Here is a 16,711-nt window from a genome sequence, read left to right on the forward strand (position 1 = left end):
ACTATAGGAATGGCATTCGATCCTGCGGTGGAAACCGCGCGCTATATTGACAGTTTGGGGCCTGAGGCCCTGCAAAAGGCGGCAAGCTACACGACGGCAACGCATTGGCTGATGCTCGGGGGGTTGTTTGTGACCGCGTTGGTGACGTGGATCATCGTGCGGTCGCGCTTGCTGGAACGTTTGTCGGCCCGTTTGGAAAAAAGTGGCTGGGGTTTGCGGACATGGGTGATCACCACGTCCTTCTTTTTCCTGTCGGCGTTGATCAGTCTGCCATGGGGCTTGTATGAAGAATGGGGTTTTGAGCGCAGCTATGGCCGCACCAGCCAGCCTTTGGGCGATTTTCTCACGCAAGATGCCATCGGTATTCTGTTGTCGAGCTTTTTGGGCGGATTGTTCTTCCTCGGAGTTTACGCCCTGATCCGGCGGACCGGGAAAAGTTGGTGGCTTTGGTCGGGCGGGCTGACTGCCTTTGCAGCCGCCGCAACTATTTTGCTGTCTCCGGTTCTCATCGAACCGCTGTTCAATGAATATAAGCCGGTGCCCGAAGGTCCTGTTCGGACTGCGCTGCTTGAAATGGCGGATGAAGCAAATATTCCCCATGACCGGGTGCTGATGTTCGACGGTTCACGGCAGTCGAATAATTTTACCGCCAATGTATCGGGTGTGTTCGGCTCGGCGCGGATTGCGATTTCGGATGTTGCGCTCAAACAAGCCTCGCTTGACGAAGTGAAGGCGGTGACCGGGCATGAGATCGGCCATTATGTGCTGGGCCATGTCTGGCGGATCGTGTTTCTGTTTGCCGGTTTGGCGATGCTCGGCTTCTTTCTTGCCGACCGGCTGTTTGGCCGGGTAGCCGCCCTGTTTGGCAGCAAGGCGCAGGTCAGCGATGCTGAGGGCTTGCCCATATTGCTGTTCATTGTTTCGGTGCTTGGCCTGTTGGCGCAACCGGTACTCAACAGTGTGACACGCATGGGTGAGAGCGAGGCGGACGCCTATTCGCTGCGCACGGTGAACCTGCCGGATGCGCTCGCAGGCGCGTTGGTGAAGACCGCGGAATATCGCTATCCGCGCCCTTCGGCCTTTGAAGAAATTGCCTTTTATTCGCATCCGTCCGTCGAACGGCGGGTGCGCCGTGCGATGGACTGGAAGGCGGAGCAGTTGAAGAAAAATCCCGCGCCTTAAGCGGCGGCTTTCTTCTCCAGCCGGAATTTGTGCAGCAACGGTTCGGTGTAGCCGTTCGGTTGCTGTACCCCTTCAAAGATAAGCGCACGGGCGGCTTTGAACGCGATGCTGTCCGGCGTCAGCTTTTCATACAGCGGATCGCCTGCATTTTGTCCGTCCACCTTGGCGGCCATCTTGATGAGGGCAGCGTCCACCTGCGCCTCGGTCGCGATGCCATGCAGCAACCAGTTGGCAATATGCTGTGACGAAATGCGCAAGGTTGCACGATCTTCCATCAGGCCCACGTCGTGAATATCGGGAACCTTGGAACAGCCAACGCCCTGGTCAATCCAACGGACAACATAGCCCAAAATCCCCTGGGCGTTGTTTTCCAGTTCCTGCGTCACATCCTCATCCGACCAGTTGTGGCCCACCGGTGCGACCGGAATGGTGAGAAGCGGATCAAGACCCGGCGTTGGTTCGGTCGCAAGCTCGGCCTGCCGGCCAAAGACGTCGAACTGGTGGTAATGCATTGCGTGCAAGGTCGCGGCGGTGGGGGAGGGCACCCAAGCGGTGTTTGCGCCTGCCTTGGGGTGGCCGATTTTCTGGACCATCATGTCCTTCATCATATCGGGCGCTGCCCACATGCCCTTACCGATCTGTGCCTTGCCGGACAGGCCGCATGCCAGACCGATCTGCACATTGCGTGCTTCATAGGCCTGTATCCAACTCGATGTTTTCATCTCCGCCTTGCGGATCATGGGGCCTGCCTGCATCGCGGTGTGCATCTCATCGCCGGTGCGGTCGAGGAAGCCCGTGTTGATAAACACGATACGGTCCTTGACGGCATGAATACAGGCGGCGAGGTTGGCGCTGGTCCGGCGTTCTTCGTCCATCACGCCCACCTTGATAGTGTGGCGCGCAAGGCCGAGGACATCTTCGACTGCGTCGAACAGCGCGTTCGTCAATGCGGCTTCTTCGGGGCCGTGCATCTTGGGTTTGACGATGTAGATTGAACCCGCGCGGCTGTTGCGATGGGTGCCAAGACCTTTCAGATCGTGCAGCGCGCATAAGGACGTGAAGAGTGCATCCAATATGCCTTCGGGTGCTTCGCCGCCATCGGCAAGCAGGACCGCCGGGTTGGTCATCAAATGCCCGACATTGCGCACAAACATCAGGCTGCGGCCGGGCAGGGTGATGTCGCCATAGACACGATCCGCGTCCAGCGCACGGGTCAGGGTCCGGCCGCCTTTTTCAAACGACGCCACCAGATCGCCGCGCATCAGGCCCAGCCAGTTAGTGTAGGCCGCGACCTTATCCTCCGCGTCCACCGCAGCCACGGAATCTTCAAGATCGATAATCGTGGTCAGTGCTGCTTCCAACGTGACGTCGGCAATACCTAAAGCATCTGTTGCACCGATGGAGTGGGTCGGATCGACGACAATCTCGATATGTAGGCCATTTTGCTTGAACAGATAGCGCGAGGTGTCGCCCGAAACGGCCTTCGCGACAAAATGGTGTGAGGTGCCACCCGCCAAAACAGCTTCCCAACCCGGGATCGTCTCGTTCAGAAAGCTGCGGGCATAGGCAATGACCGCTGCGCCGCGCGTGGCATCATAGCCGCCCGATTGCGCAGGGTCCGCGTCAAGGACGTCGGTTCCATAGAGCGCGTCATATAGGCTGCCCCAGCGCGCATTGGCCGCGTTCAGGACAAAGCGGTCGTTCAAGGATGGAACCACCAATTGTGGTCCAGCCATGGTCGCGATCTCGGCATCCACATTCTGCGTTCCCACGGAGAAAGGCGCGGGTTCGGGAACTAGATAACCAATGTCCCGCAGAAAGCTCTGATAGCCCTGCATATCCGAAACCGGACCGGGATGGGCGCGATGCCATGCGTCGATCTTTGCCTGCAATTCGTCCCGCTTTGCGAGCAGGGCCCTGTTCTGTGGGACAAATTGGGTGAAGATAGTGGCGAGGCCTTGCCACAGCTCGTCCGCCGTTATGCCGGTACCTTCAATGGCACGGCTTTCCACGAAATGCGCCAGTTCCTCTGCGATCTGCAGGCCTGCGCGGGATACATATTGAGTCATTTTTGGCTCCAGTGTGAACATTGGTGCCCGGGGAGAGTTTTATTGTTGGCAACGCCCTAGCCGGACTTTCGGCGGTGCAAAAGCGGAAAATTACTGTTAGGCGAAAAGAGATGAAATTGAAGAAACATATGGTCGAAAAACCATGGGGCCGCACAGATATTCCATCCGCGTTCGGCGATATGGAGGGTCGGCGGATCGGTGAAGTCTGGTTCGAAGGCGACGAATCCTCGCTTTTTCCGATCCTCATAAAATGGCTGTTTACGTCGGAAAAGCTATCGATCCAGGTGCATCCCGACGATGTGCAGGCAAAGGCGCGGGGGCAGGCATCGGGCAAGGAAGAATGCTGGTTCATCGTGGACGCCGAACCTGGCGCGGTTCTCGGAATTGGAACGACGAAGGCGTTAACCCCGACACAATTGCGTGCGGCAAGTGAGTCAGGCGAAATTGAGCATCTGATGGACTGGAAGCCGGTTAAGGCAGGCGATTTCTTCTTCATTCCCGCCGGAACGGTGCATGCAATCGGCGCGGGTATTACATTGGTTGAAGTGCAACAATATGCGGATATCACCTACCGCCTCTATGATTATGGCCGCCCGCGTGCGCTCCATCTCGAAGATGCGATAGACGTGTCGAATGCCGAGCCCTATGTCGACGCCCGGTCAGGCAATGTTGATGCCGGGCCGCTGATTATCAACAGTTCCTATTTTTACGTGCGCCATGTCACAGACGCGGGGCAACTTGCCGAAATGCCGACCGAAACGCAGTTGGCGTTGATACCGGTAGATGGGGAGGTTTTCGTTGATGGCGAGCGCGCAGTGGCTGGCGATTGCCTCATCTTCAAAGCACTTCCCAAAATCACATTTGGCGATGGGGCGCAATTGCTTGTCGCGTGGTGATTTTCCAAGCAATTGTTGCACTATTGTGAACTTAAAATTTCACTTTAAATAGTGTTGATACGTTTTACCGATCGATTAAAACGTCCCGAAATGTAAAATCCTCCCCCAACGAATTACTGGAGATCGTCAAAGCTATGGAAAGCAGGCTTATCATTGCCTATTCGCTTTGTGCAATCATGCTGCTGATTTTAGCAGCACTAACCGTGCGTTATTTGATCAACCGTCGGCAATTCAAGATCCGGCAGTCCGGGCGTGGCAAAACGACTAATGTCTCGGACAGCTTTCCCGCCGAGTAGTTCTAAAATATCTTTGCCGTGATAATGGGGCCAGCGCCCTTGCGTTGGACCAATATCACGTTCTTGAGACCCTTTTGAACAGCCGCCGGCCGTTTCACGCGGATTGATGTGCCCGACCATTCGCCCAATTTTACGAGCGAACGAACGATGTTCTTGTGCGGTAATGTCCGCCCTCCATTTTCGCCTGACCGGACCGCGACATTTTGTATCCGCGGGTCATAGCTGACCAACCAGATATTGGCGGAACCGGTGCCTGCGCCGATCCGTATTGCATCGGGCAAAATGTCGACCGCAGGCCCGCCAGCAATGGGCTTGGCTTTATCTAGTGCAGTCGCCAACTCACCCCGCCTAATCCCGGTCAGCGCGGTCTTGCCGTTGATAACGATCTGCGGTGTGTAGACATTGGGATTGCGCAATGCGTGGGCATAGTCATATTGCCGTTGCGTATAGGATTGATCCGCGAAGACATCTTTCCAGCCCAACCGATCCCAATAGGTCACAGCAAAGCTGAGCGCGATGATCCCCGGCTGGTTCGCGACAGCGTTCACCGCTGCATTTGCCGGAGGACATGAAGAACAGCCTTGGCTTTGGTAGAGTTCGACAACAATAGGTGATTCCGCCGAAGCTGCTGACGCAGGTTGTTTGGCTTGCGCCTCGGATATGATGTCCGGCTGCTCGGAACAGGCGCCAATCGCAAGGATCAACGGCACGGCAAATAGGGCACTGCATTTCATCGGCTTAGGTCCCGCAACTGGACAATGGGAAGCGGGCATCTTCGTGACGTCCGCGCCCTCTGTTCGCAGGGAAATGGCGCAAGGTTACCGCGTCACTCGGGATATTTTTCCGCCATCCATTCAAGGGATCTGGTTACAAGCTGTTCCAGAACATCCGTATCAACGTCATTGAGGCGTTTGACGTAGAGGCATGATTTACCCGTTTTGTGTTTGCCAAGCTTTTCCAGAAGCTGCGTATAATCCGAAAATCCATCCAGCAGATACAGCACCGTCTGGCCCTTGCGGGGCGAAAAGCCGATCCGGCACATGTCGCCTTCACCTCCGCTTTCATAGATATAGTGATAAGATCCAAAACCGATAATGCTTGGCCCCCACATTTTGGGGGGATGGCCGGACAGCCGCTGCATTATCTCTATAATCTTTTCTGCATCCTGCCTTTGCTGCGTATCGGATACGGTTTCCAGAAAATCATCGACCTGCAGCGCGGTCGGCTTGGTTTTGTTTTCCGCCTTGGCCATCTTGCTTCTCCCTTCCAACGCGCCTAGAGAATAGCCTGTCATCTGGGGAGTAGCCAGTCGTTTCCTTTTCGGAAACGGATTATGCATCAACATATTTGGCCGAGAGGTCATGGTGCATTTGGGGCCGCAATTGCGGTTCAAGGCGAGACCAATGGCACTGGCAATCCGTTCCGGTCGGGCGGGGTTGTTGGTGGCATTGCGTCTGTAACTGAACTGCCTGACCTCTGGAATGTCCAATGGAAGCTTTTTTCACATCTGCCGCCGTCGTTGCCTTTGCCGAAATCGGCGACAAGACCATGCTGCTCGCCATCCTGCTCAGCACCCGTTTCCGCGCCCCCATACCGATCATCTTCGGGATATTCGCGGCCACATTGGTCAATCACGCCCTCGCAGCCCTGGCCGGACAACAAATTGCCGGGTTGCTTGACGCGCCCTGGTTTCGCTGGGCGGTCGCACTCGGTTTTGTTGCCATGGCCTTATGGACGTTGGTCCCTGACAAGATCGACGAAAAGGACGGACAGGTTTCGCATAAGGGCAGCGTCTTTCTGACCACAACGATAGCCTTTTTCCTCGTCGAAATGGGTGACAAGACGCAGGTCGCCACGGTGGCGCTGGGCGCGCATTACCAAAACGTCCTTGCGGTTGCGGCGGGCACCACGCTGGGCATGATGGTGGCCAATGTTCCAGCTGTCTTTCTAGGGGAAGAACTGGTGAAGCGGGTCCCGATGAAATTCGTACGCCTTTTCGCCGCCACGCTGTTTCTCGCCTTAGGGCTCTGGCAAATATTCGAGATTGTGGTCTAGGCTTTGACCCTAGGGTTGCGCCCCCTGCTTCCCCCTGCTAGCCGCGCCGCAGTGTTCAGTCGTTTCCCGAGGTTCTGATGAAAGATTCTGTCAAAAAAGTGGTTCTTGCCTATTCGGGCGGTCTCGACACCAGCGTCATTCTGAAATGGCTTCAGGTCGAATATGGCTGTGAAGTCGTCACATTCACGGCCGACCTCGGGCAGGGTGAAGAGCTTGAACCGGCACGGGCTAAGGCTGTGCTGATGGGCGTTCCCGATCATCACATCTATATCGACGATCTGCGCGAGGAATTCGTTCGCGATTTCGTCTTCCCGATGATGCGCGCCAACGCCCGCTATGAAGGGGACTATCTGCTCGGCACGTCGATCGCCCGCCCGCTTATTTCCAAGCGTTTGATCGAAATTGCGGCGGAAACAGGGGCTGATGCCATTGCGCATGGTGCGACCGGCAAGGGCAATGACCAAGTTCGTTTCGAATTGTCGGCCTATGCACTGAACCCCGACATCAAGGTGATCGCCCCCTGGCGCGAATGGGATTTGACGAGCCGGACCCGGTTGATCGAATGGGCCGAACAGCACCAGATTCCAGTGCCTAAGGATAAGCGTGGCGAAAGCCCATTTTCGACCGACGCCAATCTTTTGCACACATCGAGCGAGGGTAAAGTGCTCGAAAATCCGTGGGATGAAACCCCGGACTATGTCTATTCCCGCACCGTAAACCCCGAAGACGCCCCGGATACACCAGAATATATCACCATCGATTTTGAAAAGGGCGATGGCGTTGCCCTGAATGGCGAGGCGATGTCGCCGGCGACCTTACTGGCCGCTCTTAACGACCTCGGCCGCAAGCATGGCATCGGCCGTTTGGATCTGGTCGAAAACCGCTTCGTCGGCATGAAGTCGCGCGGCATGTACGAAACACCGGGTGGCGAAATCTATGCACGGGCCCATCGCGGGATCGAAAGCATTACGCTCGATCGTGGAGCGGCCCATTTAAAGGATGAGCTGATGCCGAAATATGCAGAGCTTATTTATAACGGCTTCTGGTTTTCGCCGGAGCGCGAAATGCTGCAGGCCGCCATTGACCACAGCCAGACTCTCGTGTCCGGCACCGTACGCCTCAAGCTTTATAAGGGTCTGGCGAGCGTTGTTGGCCGTAAGTCGCCCAACAGCCTGTACAGCGAAAAGGTTGTGACTTTTGAAGATGACGCCGGAGCCTATGATCAGAAGGATGCGGCAGGTTTCATCAAATTGAATGCCCTTCGTTTACGGCTATTGGGTCAACGCAAAGGCTGATAGGCTAGGGCCATGGATTGGCCGCTTTTCAATATCTGCCTGTTAACACTGGTCATCCACCTGATAGGGGCGCTTGCCTACGCCGCCCGCATTGCAGGCGTGCGGACGCACAAGATCGCCTTGTCCTTTGCCTTGTTCAACGTGCTGGTGCTCGTGTCGCGCACGTCGAACAGCTTTTTGGGACCATTTCTTGCCAAGCGGATCGAGAATGGGATAGTCAACGGCACAGGGGAACGATTGCTGCTGGATTTGCGGATTGTGTTGTTATCTGCCACGATTGCAACGGTTCTCGGTGCTTTGATGGTGCCTACCGTCCAACGCTGGTTCGCGGCAGCCATTGGTGAATTTCACAAGCATCGCTCGGTCGCCAAGCTTCTCTTCAGCGCTTTCACGCCGCGAGGACGACAAGTCGTTCTGAAATCGGTTTCCTTGCCCAAAGGTGCCAATGCCAAATCTCTTCGAAAGCCCACCGTGCTCTCGTGGCGCGTGATCGCGATGAATGTGGTGGCACAGGCGCTGTTGACCGTCGGGGTGATCGCGTCGCTTTATGCGGGCTATCTTTACCCCGAATTCCGCGTGACGGCGTCGCAGCTTTCTGCGGTGGTCAACGGCTTTGCGACCATCTTGCTGTTTGTGCTGATTGACCCCCAATTGTCGGTCATGACCGACGATGTGGTCGACGGCCGCGTATCGGAAGCCGATTACCGGCGCACCATCGTGTGGCTGTCAATGAGCCGCGTCGGTGGCACTTTATTGGCGCAGGCATTGCTCCTGCCATCGGCGTGGTTAATCGTCTGGGTCGCGGCGAGGGTCTAAGGCACCCTTTTCTTAACCAATTTGCGCTATCCACGGACCTGTGAAGGACGACCCAATAGCGACCCCTGATTCCAGACCCGTGTCCGCCGTCAGCACCGCTGTCGGCCTGTGCGGTCTGTTGGGTCTGGCGCTGGCGGTCCTGATTGCGCGAAATTTCGGCATGATCATGGAAAGTCTTGGCTTTTCAGGCTGGCCCGAGCGCGCGGACGGTGCCTATTCCGCGATGGTCGCGCTGGTATTTTGCGGTCTGCCAATGGTCCTCTGGTCCCTGCTGGTCGACAAGGTGCACAGGCGGCCTTCCACAGGACTGGATTGGTCGCTGAAGCGGCCCGTTGCCGATGTACTGGATATCAGCATCGTCAAAATTGCCGGGCTGTGGGCCACTTGGGGTGCGATTGCAGCCATATACGGCCTCTGCCGCTTTTATTGGGACGGCAATTATCTGTTTTCGATGGAAATGTTCGAGGCGGCGGCCATTCCGTTGGTGCTTCTTTCCGTTGTCTACGTCGTCTGGCTGGATCGCTATCTCGTGAACCCCCGCGACGGGGCATGGCATCTGGGTGCGTGGATCGCGGGCCGCGACGATTGGGACAAAGACGAAATCTTCCACCATCTGCGCGCATGGGCGGTCAAAGGGTTCTTCCTAGCGTTCATGATCTCCATCGTTCCGGGCGGCTTCCGCGATATTGTGAACATGAATTTTGCCGAGGTGGTGACCAACCCCGTCTGGCTGGCCAACGCCTTGATCACCGCCATGTTTCTGGTCGACGTGCAATTTGCTACTGTCGGCTATATGCTGACCATGAAGCCGTTGGATGCGCATATCCGCACGGCCAATCCCTATCTGGCCGGCTGGGTTGCGGCGCTGATGTGCTATCCGCCCTTCATCCTGATGAACAATGGCGGGCCCTTGGACTATCATATCGGCACCAGCGACTGGGCCTATTGGTTTGAAGGACAGACAGTGCTGTTGTGGATATGGGGCGGGCTACTGGTTGTTCTGACCGGCATCTATGCCTGGGCAACCGTGGCGTTCGGCCTGCGCTTTTCCAACCTGACCCATCGCGGCATCCTGACACATGGTCCCTATGCCTTTACCAAGCATCCTGCCTATTTGAGCAAGAACAGCTATTGGTGGCTAGCAACCATGCCCTTTCTGGTCACAACCGGCAGTACAGCCGACATGATCCGCAATACAGCGATCCTCGCGCTCGTGAGCGGAATCTACTATTGGCGCGCCAAGACCGAAGAGAAGCATCTCATGGCCGATCCCGCCTATGCCGAATATGCGGCCTGGATGAACCGGAACGCGCTCGTCCCCCGCTTTTTCACCGCCTTGAGCGGACTGGCAGGCAACCGCTTGCGCAAGGCACAGGACGTGCAGCCCGCCGAATAGGGTGTCTGCGCAACCAGACTTTAACCGTTCGATTAATGCTGCTATTCTCCACGGGAGGATAGAGGAGAGTCGGCATGCATGATCTGGTTATACGCGGAGGAACGATTGTCGATGGCACGGGGGCCGCGCGTTATTCTGGCGATATCGCCATAGACGGAGGGGTCATTACCGCGATCGGGCATATCAGCACACAGGGTCGCGAAGAAATCGATGCCAGCGGCAAGATTGTTGCACCCGGCTTTGTCGATATCCACACGCATTATGATGGTCAGGCCACTTGGGACAGCGAGATGGCGCCGTCCAGCTGGCATGGCGTGACGACGGCTGTCATGGGCAATTGCGGCGTCGGTTTTGCACCTGCGCGCAAGGATAAGCATGAATGGCTTATCGGACTTATGGAGGGGGTCGAGGATATCCCCGGCACGGCGCTGGCCGAGGGCATGAAGTGGGACTGGGAAAGCTTCCCGGATTATCTTGACGCGTTGGAGCGTCTGCCGCGTACCATCGACATTGGCACCCATGTTCCGCACGGCGCGCTTCGTGCCTATGTGATGGGTGAGCGCGGTGCCGATAATGAAGAGCCGACGGAAGCCGATATCGGCGAAATGGCGCGGCTGGTCGAAGAAGGTGTGCGGGCCGGTGCCTTGGGCGTCTCCACCTCGCGGACCGTGTTGCACAAATCGATTGATGGAGAACTGGTACCTGGGACGACAGCGACCGAAGCCGAACTGCTCGCGCTTGGCCGGGCAATGGCACGGGCGGGGCATGGTGTTTTTGAACTCACATCCGACCTGTTGCCCGAATGGGACGAATTTGGCTGGATGCGGCGGCTATCGGATGAAACCGGCCAACCCATCGTCTTTTCCATGCTGCAATCGCCAATCAAGCAGATGCACTGGAAAGACCAGATGGCCGCGATGCGGTCGGCCAACGACAATGGCGCAAAGATTGTTGCTGCAATTGGGCTGCGGGGTATCGGCGTCATCATGAACTGGCGCGGCACCGTGCACCCGTTCATGCGCAAGCCAAGCTGGGACGCGATCAAGGACCTGCCGTGGGACCAGCAAAAGGCAAAGCTGTCCGATCCGCAATTCAAGGCGCAGATATTGGCTGAGGACAATATTCCCCCGCCATCGCCGGACATGGCACCCTTCTTCATGCTCGTCACAGCCGCATGGGCCATGCAATTCCCGCTGGTGGATGATTTTAGTTACGAACCTACGCGCGAAGAAAGCGTCTTCGGATTTGCCAGCGCCGCCGGCAAGGATGCCGCCGAATATGCCTATGACCAGTTGATGCAGGATGATGGCAACGGCATGATCTATCTGCCCATCCTCAATTATATGGATGGCAATCTGGACTTCACCAAAGAGCTTTTGGAGTCGGACGATACGCTGGCTTCGCTATCTGATGGTGGCGCGCATTGCGGAACGATTTGCGATGCTGCGGCACCGACGTTTTTGCTGAGCTATTGGGCACGCGACCGCAAGGCGGGAACAATCCCGCTGGAGCTCGCGGTCAAACGGCAATGCCATGACACAGCCCAGCTATATGGGCTGAACGATCGCGGCGTGCTGAAGCCCGGTTACCTCGCCGATATCAATGTGATCGATTTCGACAATTTGCGTCTGCAAAAGCCATGGCTGGCCTTTGACCTACCTGCCGGAGGCAAGCGTTTGCTGCAAAAGGCGACGGGTTATGTCGCCACGATCAAGTCAGGCGTCGTGACCTTCCGCGACGGCGCGATGACCGGGGCGCTGCCAGGCACTGTTGTGCGTGGTCCACAAAATATCGAAATGGCCGAAGCGGCCGAGTAACCTAATTTCCGAATGTGCGAGCGGGTTTGAGTTGATCAAACCCGCATCGGCATCAGCACATAGAGGGCGCTCGACTTGTCATTCTCGCGAATGAGGGTCGGTGCGCTGGCATCGGCGAGGTGGAGTTCGACCACATCGCCTTCAATCTCGCTTAAAATGTCCATCAGATAGCGCGCGTTGAAACCGATTTCGAACCCGTCGCTCGAATACTGACCCGACACTTCTTCCGCGGCCGTGCCATTTTCAGGCGAAGTTACGGACAGCGTGATCTTGTCCTTGTCGAGCGCCATCTTGACGGCGCGGGTCTTTTCGGTCGCGATGGTGGCCACGCGGTCGACGCCCTGGCTGAACGCCTTGGGGTCGATTTTGAGCAGCTTGTCATTCGCCGTTGGAATGACGCGGCTATAATCGGGGAAGGTGCCGTCGATCAGCTTTGAGGTGAGGATCACGCTGTCAAAGGTGAAGCGGATCTTCGATGCCGACAGGTCGACCTGAATGGAATTGTCGCCGCTTTCGTCCAGCAGCTTGCGGATTTCTGCGACGCATTTGCGCGGCACGATGATGTCAGGCATGCCCTCGGCACCCGCCGGGCGGGGCAGGGTGACGCGCGCGAGACGGTGTCCGTCGGTCGCTGCGGCTTTCAACACGGGTTCCGCATCTTCGGTGACGTGCAGGAAAATGCCGTTGAGATAATAGCGGGTTTCTTCGGTCGAGATTGCAAAGCGCGTCTTGTCGATAATCTGCACCAGCGAGCTGGCGGGGATCTCGAATGACGTGGGCAATTCGCCCTCGGCAATCATCGGGAAATCGTCACGCGGCAGGGTCGCAAGGCTGAAGCGTGCACGGCCGGCGTTGACGGCCATGCGGCCATCGGCGGCGTGCAGTTGCACCTGGCTGCCATCGGGCAGTTTGCGGGCGATTTCGAACAATGTATGCGCCGAAACGGTGGTCGCACCGGGGGTTTCCACATCGGCGGCGAAGGTTTCGACAATCTGCAAATCAAGGTCAGTCGCGGTCAGCTTAATCTGGCCATTGTCGCTCGCCTCGATCAGGACGTTCGACAAAATCGGGATGGTGTTGCGCCGTTCGACAACCGATTGGACGTGGCTCAGGCTTTTCAGCAGGGTCGCGCGTTCTATCGTGGCTCTCATTCCAATTCCCCTAATCGGGCTGCCTGCCCGTAAATCCGCCGGAAAGCGCTATTCTTTCGGCGAATCTTCCTTAACCGCTTTGTCCACAAGGGCAAGTCGATAGCTTTTGCCATGTGCAATAAGCTGTGGAATAAGCGCCGCCATGATTTCGACCGGGGGAAAAAGGGTTTTCATCGCACGTCACGGTGAAACTGTGTTCAACAAAATCGCACGCATGCAGGGTCAAGCGGAGTTGCATACGCCGCTGACCTGGGATGGCTGCGTGCAGGCGCGGGTCATGGGGCGGGCGCTCCATAACTATCTCGGCGATGATCCACGGCCGCAGCTCTGGTCCTCGACCGCCGGACGGGCCTTGCAGACATTGGCGTTGATTGCGGAAGAGATCGATGCCGACTGGCACCAGACATGCCGCGATGACCGCCTGCTGGAAATTGACGTCGGCACTTGGTCGAGCCGCACCTATTCCGACATTGCCGCAGAAATAGGCCCCATTGTCGACATGGAGCACCGCCTTTTCTCGGTCCGGCCCGAAGGCGGGGAATGGTATGACGATGTCGCGCGCAGGCTCTCCCACTGGATCGCAGAGCAAAGTTTCGAGCAGGACCTGCTTGTCATATGCCACGGGATGACGGCGCGTGTTTTGCGGGGGCTGATGTTGGGCCAGCCGTCACTGAATGGTTTTGATGCGCCGATTGCTTCCAGCCTGGCGCAGGGAAGCATGGTCATGATCCGGGACGGGGTCGAACATCTTGTCATTGATGGCGAAGGTTCAGGGGAACGGGCGTGAGATTTGGCGTCTGGTTGCTGGGTGTCGCCGCGCTTGCCGCGCCCCTTGCCGCCAAAGACCGCTTGGGCGTCTATTATGGTTGGGCCGCCTTCCGCGACGCGACTCCGCTGCGCTGTTATGCCATCTCGGCGCCTGAGGAAACGATGGGCAAACCGACGGCCAAGGCGTTCCTGTCGATCGGTTTTTGGCCAAATCGCAAAGTCACGCACCAGATTTATGTCCGCTTGTCGCGGGAACGTTCAACCAACAGCGGCATTACCCTGAGTGCAGGTGGTCGCCGTTTCCGCTTGCGGGCGGAGGGCAGTTCCGGGTGGGCGACAGACCGCAGGATGGATCTCGCTATCATTGCTGCCATGCGTTCGGCGACGTCTTTGAGCGTGGAATCCATTGGCCGGGACGGGCGTTCCATCGTGGATGCCTATTCGTTGCGCGGGGCACCGAGCGCCATAGATTCAGCGGCAATTGGCTGCGTGCCTACGAAATAGCCCTTCATCGACCCACCCGAATTGATTCACGAAGACACAGCAAGTCTGATAGGGCGAACCGGTTCCGCAGAAATGACGGCTGTGAAACGATGCGCCTGGCTAAAACAAGCAATTTGCGGGTTTCCAGTTCATGACGGCTTTGTGCCATGGAAAAATCAGTGACACCTTTGCCATCACACGCCGACAATATGTCGATCGCGCTGGTTTCTTCGTCGTTTTCGCCGCTTGTCTTGCTTGATGACGATCTGACAATCATTGCGGCCAGTTCTTCCTTCTGCGACGCATTCGGGGTGGAGCGCGCGGGCGTGGCCGGTCGGAAGTTTTCCGATATCGGAAACGGCGAATGGAATGTCCCGCAACTCAACTCGCTGCTAAAAGCAACTATTGCAGGAAATGCATCGATCGATGTGTATGAAATGGACTTGGTCCGTTCCGGCAAGGACACGCTGCGTTTGTTGATAAACGCACATACTCTGGACTATTTCGAAGCAGAGCACATCCGCGTAGTGTTGGCGATTACCGATGTTACGTCACAGCGTTTGGCGGAAAAAATCAAGGATGACCTGATTCGGGAAAAGCAACTGCTCCTCCATGAAATACAACATCGGGTTGCAAACAGTCTCCAGATCATTGCCAGCGTCCTGTTGCAAACTGCACGCAAGGTGCAGTCGAGCGAAACGCGAGACCATCTGCGCGATGCCCATAATCGCGTCATGTCCATTGCGATGTTGCAAAAGCATCTGGCGACCACCTCAGTGGAGAATGTCGCTCTCGCATCCTATTTTCGCGACCTATGCATGAGCATCGGCGCATCGATGATCGGGGACCCGCAGCGTCTGTCGATCGCGACGACGGTTGATAACAGCATTGTCGATCCCGACACATCGGTCAGCTTGGGTCTTATCGTGACCGAACTGGTGATAAACGCCCTGAAGCACGCCTTTCCCGGACGGACGCAGACGGGCACTATCTTGGTTGATTACAAAACGGTTGGAGCAGGGTGGGCGCTTACGGTCACTGATGACGGTGTCGGGATGCCAAGGGATGAGCAAGACCGTAAACCGGGATTGGGCACCGGAATTGTGGAGGCTCTTGCCGCCCAATTACAGGCAAATGTTGTTGTTACCGATCAAGGGCCTGGAACCAAGGTCACGATCGCCCGCATCTGATCCTGCTGCTGCGCTGGCAATTACGCGCAATCCACCCTATATGCCCGGCCATCATGCAGATTCCTGGCCATATCGATCCCGTAGTAACCCCGCGCGCCATCACCCCGCGTGCCGATGGTCGTATCGACCTCATGGGCCTTAGCCACTTGCAAATCCGGCAATTGTTCGAAGAATCACAATTGGATGAAAAGGCGGCGAAGCTTCGGTCGAAACAGGTTTTTCACTGGATTTACCATCGGGGTGTGACGTCGTTCGAAGCGATGACCGATATTGCCAAAACGATGCGCCCGTGGCTTGCCGATCGCTTTGTGATCGGTCGCCCGGAGGTAGTCGAGGCGCAGGTTTCGTCCGATGGCACCCGCAAATGGCTTTTGCGCACCGACGACGCGCAAGATTATGAGATGGTGTTCATACCCGATGCAGATCGGGGAACTTTGTGCATTTCCAGCCAGGTGGGTTGCACGCTCAACTGCCGCTTTTGCCATACCGGTACCATGCGGTTGGTGCGCAATCTAACGCCGGGCGAGATTGTGGGGCAGGTGATGCTCGCGCGCGACGCGCTCGGGGAATGGCCCAAGGGCAATATGGCGAGTGCCGCCGATCAGGATGACGAAGATGACGATGTCGGCCACTACACCGCCGACGGCCGGATGCTCACCAACATCGTGTTGATGGGCATGGGCGAACCACTTTATAATTTCGACAATGTCCGCGATGCGATGAAGATCGTGATGCATGGTGATGGGTTGGGATTGTCGCGGCGACGCATTACCCTGTCGACCAGCGGCGTCGTTCCGATGATGGCCCGTGCCGGGGACGAAATAAACGTCAATCTGGCCGTGTCGTTGCACGCGGTCACCAAGGAAATCCGGGACGAGATCGTTCCCATCAACCGCAAATATGGTCTCGACGAACTGCTGCGGGCTTGCGCGGAATATCCCGGGGTGAGCAACGCCCGGCGGATCACATTTGAATATGTGATGCTGAAGGACAAGAATGACAGCGATGAGGATGCGCGCGAACTGGTGAATCTGATCCGGCAGTATAAGTTGCCGGCAAAGGTGAACCTTATTCCGTTCAACCCCTGGCCGGGGGCCATTTACGAATGCTCCGATCCCGATCGTATCAAGCGCTTTTCCAGCATCATTTTTGAATCCGGAATAAGCGCGCCGATACGCACGCCGCGGGGACGCGATATCATGGCGGCCTGTGGCCAGTTGAAGTCGTCGAGCGAAAAGAAGAGCCGTGCCGAACTCGACCGGTTGGCCGAAGAAAAGCAGGCCGCGCTCGGCTGAGT

The 16,711-nt window shown here is 57.0% G+C and carries 16 protein-coding genes and 1 riboswitch; of the genes, 12 read left to right on the forward strand and 4 right to left on the reverse strand.

The window, feature by feature from the left end; all coding sequences use genetic code 11:
* Positions 1-9 precede the first annotated feature (9 nt).
* Positions 10-1,182: a M48 family metallopeptidase gene (locus EUU25_RS00345; protein WP_158897499.1), complete on the forward strand. Its 1,173-nt coding sequence runs from the start codon at positions 10-12 to the stop codon at positions 1,180-1,182.
* Here EUU25_RS00345 and EUU25_RS00350 read toward each other — a convergent pair.
* Positions 1,179-3,251: a malate synthase G gene (locus tag EUU25_RS00350; RefSeq protein ID WP_158897500.1), complete on the reverse strand. Its 2,073-nt coding sequence runs from the start codon at positions 3,249-3,251 to the stop codon at positions 1,179-1,181. The two genes, EUU25_RS00345 and EUU25_RS00350, sit on opposite strands and share 4 nt — an antisense overlap.
* 110 nt (positions 3,252-3,361) lie before the next feature.
* Between EUU25_RS00350 and EUU25_RS00355 the strand changes: the two genes are divergently transcribed.
* Together EUU25_RS00355 and EUU25_RS00360 are read left to right on the forward strand one after the other, a co-directional pair.
* Positions 3,362-4,147: a class I mannose-6-phosphate isomerase gene (locus EUU25_RS00355; RefSeq protein WP_187351284.1), complete on the forward strand. Its 786-nt coding sequence runs from the start codon at positions 3,362-3,364 to the stop codon at positions 4,145-4,147.
* 134 nt (positions 4,148-4,281) lie between these two features.
* Positions 4,282-4,443 (forward strand): hypothetical protein, encoded by a 162-nt coding sequence (locus tag EUU25_RS00360; protein WP_158897501.1) that lies wholly within the window; start codon positions 4,282-4,284, stop codon positions 4,441-4,443.
* A gap of 2 nt (positions 4,444-4,445) precedes the next feature.
* Here EUU25_RS00360 and EUU25_RS00365 read toward each other — a convergent pair whose 3' ends face one another.
* Together EUU25_RS00365 and EUU25_RS00370 are read right to left on the reverse strand one after the other, a co-directional pair.
* A complete protein-coding gene (locus tag EUU25_RS00365) occupies positions 4,446-5,177 on the reverse strand; it encodes a DUF1223 domain-containing protein (RefSeq protein ID WP_158897502.1) in 732 nt (243 codons plus the stop codon).
* Positions 5,178-5,269: 92 nt separating this feature from the next.
* The gene (locus EUU25_RS00370; protein WP_158897503.1) at positions 5,270-5,695 is read right to left on the reverse strand and encodes a DUF1801 domain-containing protein; all 426 of its coding nucleotides are present in this window, start codon (positions 5,693-5,695) and stop codon (positions 5,270-5,272) included.
* A gap of 31 nt (positions 5,696-5,726) precedes the next feature.
* A riboswitch (yybP-ykoY riboswitch) is annotated at positions 5,727-5,914 on the forward strand.
* A gap of 17 nt (positions 5,915-5,931) precedes the next feature.
* Here EUU25_RS00370 and EUU25_RS00375 point away from each other — a divergent pair.
* From EUU25_RS00375 to EUU25_RS00395, 5 genes are all read left to right on the forward strand, one after another.
* Positions 5,932-6,498 carry a TMEM165/GDT1 family protein gene (locus EUU25_RS00375; protein ID WP_158897504.1) on the forward strand — a complete coding sequence of 189 codons (567 nt, stop codon included), beginning with the start codon at positions 5,932-5,934 and terminating at the stop codon, positions 6,496-6,498.
* Positions 6,499-6,575: 77 nt separating this feature from the next.
* Positions 6,576-7,793, forward strand: a complete 1,218-nt coding sequence (locus tag EUU25_RS00380; protein ID WP_158897505.1) for an argininosuccinate synthase — start codon at positions 6,576-6,578, stop codon at positions 7,791-7,793.
* A 12-nt stretch (positions 7,794-7,805) separates the two neighbouring features.
* Complete coding sequence (locus tag EUU25_RS00385; RefSeq protein ID WP_158897506.1) at positions 7,806-8,609, forward strand: lipid II flippase Amj family protein; 804 nt, start codon at positions 7,806-7,808, stop codon at positions 8,607-8,609.
* Between the two features lie 79 nt (positions 8,610-8,688).
* The gene (locus EUU25_RS00390; RefSeq protein ID WP_246162820.1) at positions 8,689-10,005 is read left to right on the forward strand and encodes a methyltransferase family protein; all 1,317 of its coding nucleotides are present in this window, start codon (positions 8,689-8,691) and stop codon (positions 10,003-10,005) included.
* 74 nt (positions 10,006-10,079) lie between these two features.
* Positions 10,080-11,822 (forward strand): N-acyl-D-amino-acid deacylase family protein, encoded by a 1,743-nt coding sequence (locus tag EUU25_RS00395; RefSeq protein WP_158897507.1) that lies wholly within the window; start codon positions 10,080-10,082, stop codon positions 11,820-11,822.
* 35 nt (positions 11,823-11,857) lie between these two features.
* Here the strand turns inward: EUU25_RS00395 and dnaN are convergent, their stop codons facing one another.
* Positions 11,858-12,973 (reverse strand): DNA polymerase III subunit beta, encoded by a 1,116-nt coding sequence (gene dnaN, locus EUU25_RS00400; protein ID WP_158897508.1) that lies wholly within the window; start codon positions 12,971-12,973, stop codon positions 11,858-11,860.
* 142 nt (positions 12,974-13,115) lie between these two features.
* On the opposite strand from dnaN, the gene EUU25_RS00405 reads away from it, so the two are divergent.
* The 4 genes from EUU25_RS00405 (at position 13,116) to rlmN (ending at position 16,709) form a co-directional block, all read left to right on the forward strand.
* The gene (locus EUU25_RS00405) at positions 13,116-13,760 is read left to right on the forward strand and encodes a histidine phosphatase family protein (protein ID WP_158897509.1); all 645 of its coding nucleotides are present in this window, start codon (positions 13,116-13,118) and stop codon (positions 13,758-13,760) included.
* Complete coding sequence (locus tag EUU25_RS00410) at positions 13,757-14,245, forward strand: invasion associated locus B family protein (RefSeq protein ID WP_158897510.1); 489 nt, start codon at positions 13,757-13,759, stop codon at positions 14,243-14,245. Before EUU25_RS00405 ends, EUU25_RS00410 begins: the two co-directional genes overlap by 4 nt.
* Before the next feature lie 146 nt (positions 14,246-14,391).
* Complete coding sequence (locus tag EUU25_RS00415) at positions 14,392-15,414, forward strand: sensor histidine kinase (RefSeq protein WP_158897511.1); 1,023 nt, start codon at positions 14,392-14,394, stop codon at positions 15,412-15,414.
* Between the two features lie 53 nt (positions 15,415-15,467).
* A complete protein-coding gene (gene rlmN, locus EUU25_RS00420; RefSeq protein ID WP_158897512.1) occupies positions 15,468-16,709 on the forward strand; it encodes a dual-specificity RNA methyltransferase RlmN in 1,242 nt (413 codons plus the stop codon).
* The last annotated feature ends 2 nt before the right edge of the window (positions 16,710-16,711 follow it).

Origin of the sequence: Sphingorhabdus lacus (assembly GCF_009768975.1) — a bacterium.
In the GTDB taxonomy this organism is placed as follows: Bacteria; Pseudomonadota; Alphaproteobacteria; order Sphingomonadales; family Sphingomonadaceae; genus Sphingorhabdus_B; species Sphingorhabdus_B lacus.

Bases quoted from the DNA above. Each gene is read 5' to 3' on its own strand.
- EUU25_RS00345 (WP_158897499.1), top strand. From the start codon at position 10: ATGGCATTCGATCCTGCGGTGGAAACCGCGCGCTATATTGACAGTTTG.
- EUU25_RS00350 (WP_158897500.1), bottom strand. From the start codon at position 3,251: ATGACTCAATATGTATCCCGCGCAGGCCTGCAGATCGCAGAGGAACTG.
- EUU25_RS00355 (WP_187351284.1), top strand. From the start codon at position 3,362: ATGAAATTGAAGAAACATATGGTCGAAAAACCATGGGGCCGCACAGAT.
- EUU25_RS00360 (WP_158897501.1), top strand. From the start codon at position 4,282: ATGGAAAGCAGGCTTATCATTGCCTATTCGCTTTGTGCAATCATGCTG.
- EUU25_RS00365 (WP_158897502.1), bottom strand. From the start codon at position 5,177: ATGAAATGCAGTGCCCTATTTGCCGTGCCGTTGATCCTTGCGATTGGC.
- EUU25_RS00370 (WP_158897503.1), bottom strand. From the start codon at position 5,695: ATGGCCAAGGCGGAAAACAAAACCAAGCCGACCGCGCTGCAGGTCGAT.
- EUU25_RS00375 (WP_158897504.1), top strand. From the start codon at position 5,932: ATGGAAGCTTTTTTCACATCTGCCGCCGTCGTTGCCTTTGCCGAAATC.
- EUU25_RS00380 (WP_158897505.1), top strand. From the start codon at position 6,576: ATGAAAGATTCTGTCAAAAAAGTGGTTCTTGCCTATTCGGGCGGTCTC.
- EUU25_RS00385 (WP_158897506.1), top strand. From the start codon at position 7,806: ATGGATTGGCCGCTTTTCAATATCTGCCTGTTAACACTGGTCATCCAC.
- EUU25_RS00395 (WP_158897507.1), top strand. From the start codon at position 10,080: ATGCATGATCTGGTTATACGCGGAGGAACGATTGTCGATGGCACGGGG.
- dnaN (WP_158897508.1), bottom strand. From the start codon at position 12,973: ATGAGAGCCACGATAGAACGCGCGACCCTGCTGAAAAGCCTGAGCCAC.
- EUU25_RS00405 (WP_158897509.1), top strand. From the start codon at position 13,116: ATGATTTCGACCGGGGGAAAAAGGGTTTTCATCGCACGTCACGGTGAA.
- EUU25_RS00415 (WP_158897511.1), top strand. From the start codon at position 14,392: ATGGAAAAATCAGTGACACCTTTGCCATCACACGCCGACAATATGTCG.
- rlmN (WP_158897512.1), top strand. From the start codon at position 15,468: ATGCAGATTCCTGGCCATATCGATCCCGTAGTAACCCCGCGCGCCATC.